This window comes from Streptomyces phytophilus (genome assembly GCF_013870535.1).
GTDB classification, from domain to species: Bacteria; Actinomycetota; Actinomycetes; order Streptomycetales; family Streptomycetaceae; genus Streptomyces; species Streptomyces phytophilus.
The window spans coordinates 1-5,298 of sequence record NZ_JACBXC010000340.1; the positions used below are offsets into that span (position 1 = coordinate 1).

Annotated in this window: 6 protein-coding genes; 3 read left to right on the forward strand and 3 right to left on the reverse strand. The window is 71.9% G+C overall.

Features of this window, described 5'->3' with window-relative positions; all coding sequences use genetic code 11:
- Positions 1–463 (reverse strand): TetR/AcrR family transcriptional regulator (locus tag H5J30_RS16455; protein WP_181788179.1); only part of this gene is annotated, 463 nt, incomplete at its 3' end.
- 118 nt (positions 464–581) lie between these two features.
- Between H5J30_RS16455 and H5J30_RS16460 the strand changes: the two genes are divergently transcribed.
- Positions 582–1,070: a nuclear transport factor 2 family protein gene (locus H5J30_RS16460; RefSeq protein WP_181788180.1), complete on the forward strand. Its 489-nt coding sequence runs from the start codon at positions 582–584 to the stop codon at positions 1,068–1,070.
- Positions 1,067–1,306 (forward strand): heavy-metal-associated domain-containing protein, encoded by a 240-nt coding sequence (locus H5J30_RS16465; RefSeq protein WP_181788181.1) that lies wholly within the window; start codon positions 1,067–1,069, stop codon positions 1,304–1,306. Before H5J30_RS16460 ends, H5J30_RS16465 begins: the two co-directional genes overlap by 4 nt.
- A gap of 204 nt (positions 1,307–1,510) precedes the next feature.
- On the opposite strand, the gene H5J30_RS16470 is transcribed toward H5J30_RS16465, so the two are convergent.
- The gene (locus H5J30_RS16470; protein ID WP_181788182.1) at positions 1,511–3,127 is read right to left on the reverse strand and encodes a carbohydrate binding domain-containing protein; all 1,617 of its coding nucleotides are present in this window, start codon (positions 3,125–3,127) and stop codon (positions 1,511–1,513) included.
- A gap of 208 nt (positions 3,128–3,335) precedes the next feature.
- The gene (locus tag H5J30_RS16475) at positions 3,336–3,854 is read right to left on the reverse strand and encodes a MarR family winged helix-turn-helix transcriptional regulator (protein WP_181788183.1); all 519 of its coding nucleotides are present in this window, start codon (positions 3,852–3,854) and stop codon (positions 3,336–3,338) included.
- Positions 3,855–3,950: 96 nt separating this feature from the next.
- Here H5J30_RS16475 and H5J30_RS16480 point away from each other — a divergent pair.
- Positions 3,951–5,298, forward strand: a 1,348-nt coding sequence (locus tag H5J30_RS16480; protein WP_181788184.1) for an MFS transporter, incomplete at its 3' end; no start/stop codon positions are given.

Sequence of the window (5,298 nt, forward strand, 5' to 3'; positions counted from 1 at the left end):
CCGACTCCTGGCCGCGGCGGGCGATCCGCTCCAGCCTCTCGGTGATCGGCCGGTGCTGCTCGGCCTCCTGCCTGCGGTCCGCGGGGGGCGGCTCGGCGTGCCGGAGGCCGGGATAGCGGTCGGCGATCTCCCAGCTCACGTCGAGCAGCCGCAGCAGCCCGGTGGCGGCGGGGAGTTCGTCGAGGCGGGCGGCGTCCAGCGCGGCGCCGGTCTCGGCGGTGACGCGGTCGAAGACGGCGGTGAGCACCTCGTTGCGCGAGGGGTAGTGGGCGTAGACGGTCTGGCGGGTGACGCCCGCGGCGGCGGCGATGGCCTCGACGCTGGCCTCCGGCCGCTCGCCGAGCAGCCGGACCGCGGCGTCGACGATGGCGGACCGGCTGCGCTCGGCGTCGGCGCGGCGGCGGCGCGGGGCGGGGCGGTCTTCCGCGGAGCCCGCCTGTTCACTGGATCCCTTGGACGGCAAAATCTTACACCTTGTCAAAGTTGGCTCGGCGCTATATCTTACGGAGTGTAAGAGATAGCGCCCGCGGGTGCTACTTCGCCGTTGCGCGCGGGCCGGCCCCGCGACCGGGGGGAACGAGATGGCAGCCCTTGAGACGACGGGCGGGAAAGCCGCCGACGGGCGGACGGCCCGCCAGTTCATGACCGAGTTCTTCACCTCCTTCACGCGGGAGATCACGGCGGACGACGGCGACCCGGGCCCGGTCGTCGACCGTTACTACACGCCCGATGCCGTGCAGACGGCCGACGGGATCCGCATCGACCGGGAACGGCTGGTGGCGCACATCCGCCCGGTCCGCAAGAACCTGTCGGACTTCGCGTTCGAGGTGCACGAGGCGGTGCGGGACGGGGAGCGGATAGCCGCCCGCTTCACCATTCACGCCACGGACCGCAGGGGCCGGCACACCGCGACGGAGGTCCATCTCTTCGGCGAGCTGGCGCCGGACGGCCGGATGCGCCGGACGCACCAGCTCAGCCGGACGGTCGGGACCCCGGAGGCGGACGCGAACAGCACGCGGGGGAACGGCCCGCGGGGCAAGGAAGCGAGCGAGGAGGGGGACGGCTCGTGATCGAGTCGCGTCACACCGTGCTGGGCATGGTGTGCAGTCACTGCGCCGCCATCGTCGGCGAGGAGATCGGCCGCGTCCCGGGCGTCACGGACGTGCGCGTGGACATAGCGGGCGAGACCGTCGTCGTACGGGCGGACCGCCGGGTGCCGGAGGCTCTCATCCACGCCGCTGTCGAGGAAGCCGGCTACACCCCGGGCCCGCCCCCGGCCGAACCGCCCACGAGTCCACGGAGCTGACACGTGCCCATCCGCATCCTCACGGCCGTCGCCCTGTTGTCCGCCGGCCTCTCTCCGGCGCGTTCGGCTACGGGGCGGTGAACCTCGTCCCGACGTTCGACGCCGCGCCGGGGGCGCCGCGGACGCGGCGGCACCCCCGGAGCGGCTCGTCCCGGGGGTGCCGGCGCACCCGTAGCGCGTGCGGGTGGTCGGATGGCCGGGCGGTCAGCCGGTGAAGCCGGCGGTGATGCGGGTGAACTCCCAGTTCGGACGGTCGCGGTTGACCGACCAGAAGGCCATCCGGCCGATGTTGTGGGAGTTGGCCCAGTCGCGGATCTGGGTCCAGATCTGCGGCGTGGTGACCTCGCCCACGTCACTGCTGTTGTTCATGCCCGAGATGCCGACGCGCGCGTACGCCTCGGCGTCGCTCCAGCCGAAGACGGAGGCGAGCTTGGCCTTCAGCCCTTCGGTGGCCCGGACGGTGTTGCCGTACATGTCCGCGTGCCCGCCGAAGTTGAACGGCATGATCGTGAAGTTGTCGATGTCCGCCTGGAGAGCGTGCGCCCGCTCGATCAGGCGGTTGCCCCAGGAGTTGGGGCCGGTGTTGAGAGTGGGGAAGGTGAGGATGGTCCGCAGCCCGGGGTTGTTCTGCTTGACGATCTTCAGCGCGTTCAGGATACGGTCCTGCACCGCCGCGTTCTCGAACTCGTCGGTGTTCTCGATGTCGACGTCGATCGCCTTGAGGCCGTAGGCGTCGATCACCTTCTGGTAGGCGCCGGCCAGCGCCTCGGCCGTCGAGCAGTTGGGGCCCAGCTTGTTGCCGCTCCAGCCGCCGATGGACGGGACGACGTCGCCGCCGGCCGCGCGGATGGCGTTGATGTTCGCCTGGTCGACGCCGCCCGTGAGCGGACGCTGGCTGTCCCACGCGGGGTTGCAGCCGTTCTGGGCCAGGATGAACGCCATCGTGTACCACTTGACGCCGGTCGCGCTCATCACCTCGGTCGGGCTGGGCGGGTTGCCCCAGCCCAGGTAGAGGTACGGGGCGGCCTGGACGAAGCCGGGGCCGCCGCCACCGTCCTCGCCGGTCGTGGCGCGCACCGCGGCGGTGGGCTGCGAGGCGTTGCCGGCGCGGTCCTTGGCGCGGACGGTGAAGGCGTACCCGGTGCTCGGCGTGAGCCCGGTGACGGTGGCGCTGGTACCGGTCACCGTGGTGGCCAGGGTGCCGTCGCGGTAGACGTCGTAGCCCGTGACGCCGACGTTGTCGGTGGCGGCGTCCCAGGCGAGCGCGACGGAGGTGGCGGTGGTGCCGGTGACGCGGGGGGTGCCCGGGGCGCCGGGCGCCTCGGTGTCGGGCTGGCCGCCGGGTCCGTCGAGGCTGATGTCGTCGGCGTAGTAGGTGCCCTGGCCGTACCAGCCGTGGACGTAGACCTCGGCGCTGGTCTGGTCGGCACCGGTGGTGAAGGAGGTGGTCAGCTCGGTGTAGTCGGCGGCGGAGGCCGTCCAGGTGGCGTTGCCGCCGGTCACGCCGAGATAGACGTAGCCGCCGCGCACCCAGCCGGACAGGGTGTACGTGGTGCTCGGCTGGACGGCGACGGTCTGGGCGCAGCGGGCGTTGCTGCCGGCGCTCGCGGCGCCGGCGAGCGCCTTGGTGCCGCTGCGGACGGGGCTGCTCACCACGGAGCCGGCGCCGTCGGCGCAGCTCCAGTTCGACAGGCTGCCGGACTCGAAGCCCGGGTCGTTCAGCAGGTTGGCGGCCTGTGCCGTGGCGGGCAGGGCCACCGCGCCGGCGCCGGCGAGCAGCGCGGCGCTCAGGTAGGCGACTAAGCGGTTTCCGATACGCACGGGTCCTCCCAGTGCGGTGGGGTGGGTGCCCGGATCATGTGAGGGCTGCACCGACACGGGCACGTTCATGACGTGGGCATGACAGCTTTGCGGACGGCCGGGGATCGGGCCGCCTCGAACAGGAGGGGGTGTGGCGCTATTGGTCTGGACCTATTACCGGATTGAAGCCGAGCCCCCCGGCGCCGTCAAGCCCCGGGTCGCCGCCGCGTCACTCCCCGCCGCCGGGACCCCGCTCCGCCTCGACCGCCCAGTCGTCGACGTGCGTGACGAAGTCGTCGACCATCCGGTGGAACAGCTCCGCGAGCCGCCGCAGGTCCTCCGGCGACCACCCGGCAAGGGCCCCCTGCATCCCCCGGCACGCCACCTCGCGGATCCGCCCGATCGCCTCACGCCCGGCCTCGGTGAGCTGGATGCGCTGCGCCCGGCGGTCGTCCGGGTCCGGGACGCGGGAGACGTAGTCCGCCTTCTGCAACTGCTGCACCTGCCGGGTCACATGGGACGCCTCCACCCCCAGCCGGTCCGCCAGTTCGCCGAGGCGCAGCGGCTCGGAGTCCTCGATCTGCCGCAGCAGCGCCACCGCCGCCCGGTCCAGCGGCACCCCGGCCAGCGCCATCAACCGGTCGTGCTGGCGCGCCCGGCCGCTCAGATACGCGATGCGGCTGAGGGCGCGCTCGATCTCCGCCACGTCCGGTGAGACGTGGGTGGCTGTTGTGGGCCGGACAGACATGGGCATCACTTTAACCTAAATTTGCTTGACTCAACTAAGTACCACATGCTTGCGTAAGTCAAGTAATCCCACTTCCCGCCGCAGGAGTCCACCCCGATGACAGACACCGCCACCACGGTGGCCGAGGACGGCCGCGCCGACCGGCCGGGCCAGTCCGCCGGACCCGGCCTGACGCTGCTCGCGCTGGCCTCCGCCGGGCTCGTCGTATCGCTGCAGCAGACGCTGGTGCTGCCCCTGCTCCCCCAGCTCATGCAGACGTTCGACATCTCGGTCGCCGCCGTCTCGTGGGTCTTCACCGCAACCCTGCTCGCCGGGGCGGTCGCCACGCCGCTGCTGTCCCGCTTCGGCGACATGTACGGCAAGAAAAAGATGATCTCGGTGACGATGGCGCTGCTCGTCGTCGGCTCCGCGATCTGCGCGATAGCCGACTCGCTCGCGCTCCTCATCGTCGGCCGCGCCCTCCAGGGCACCTCCGCGGCCGTCATCCCGCTGGCCATCGGGATGATCCGCGACTCCTACCCGCGCGAGCGCGTCACCACCGCCATCGGCGTCGTCAGCGCCACCCTCGGCGTCGGCGGCGCCGCGGGCATGCTCGTCACCGGCCTCATCGCCGACAACACCGACTCCCACCACCCGGTCTTCTGGATCGCCGCCGCCATGGCCGCCGTCGGGCTGCTGTTCGTCCTGTTCTGCACCCGCGACTCCGGCCGCCGCGCCGGCGGCCGCCCCGACCTGGTCGGGGCCGCCCTGCTCGGCGGCTGGCTGGTCAGCCTGCTCGTCGGCATCAGCCAGGGCAACGCGTGGGGCTGGACCGACGCCCGCATCCTCGGCCTTTTCGCCGCCGCGGTCGTGCTGTGCGCGGTGTGGGTGGCCGTCGAGCTGAGGATCCGCGAGCCGCTGGTGCGGCTGCAGATCCTGGTCGGCCCCAAGTCCCTCTCGGCCAACCTGGCCTCGCTGCTCCTCGGCTTCTCGATGTTCGCGGCCTTCACGCTGATCTCGAACTTCATCCAGACCCCCGAGAACGAGGTCGGCTACGGACTCAGCGGCTCCGTGCTGGACGTCGGCCTGTACATGCTGCCGAGCACCGTCACCATGCTGGTCTTCTCCGCGCTCTCCGGCCGCATCGAGGCCCGGATCGGCGCCGCCTGGACCCTGTCCCTCGGCTCCCTCGTCGCGGGCATCGCGTACGTCTGGCTGGCGCTCATGCACGACTCCGCACTGGACGTCATGATCTTCAGCGGCATCCAGGGCCTCGGCATCGGCATCGCCTACGCGGCCCTCGGCACGCTCGCCGTCCAGCACGTGCCCATGGACCAGAGCGGCATCGCCAGCGGCATCAACTCCCTGGTGCGTACCGCCGGCGGCAGCATCGCCAGCGCCGCCACCGCCGCGGTGCTGGCGGCACAGGTCATCGACGGCACCGAGGTGCCGACCGTGGACGCGT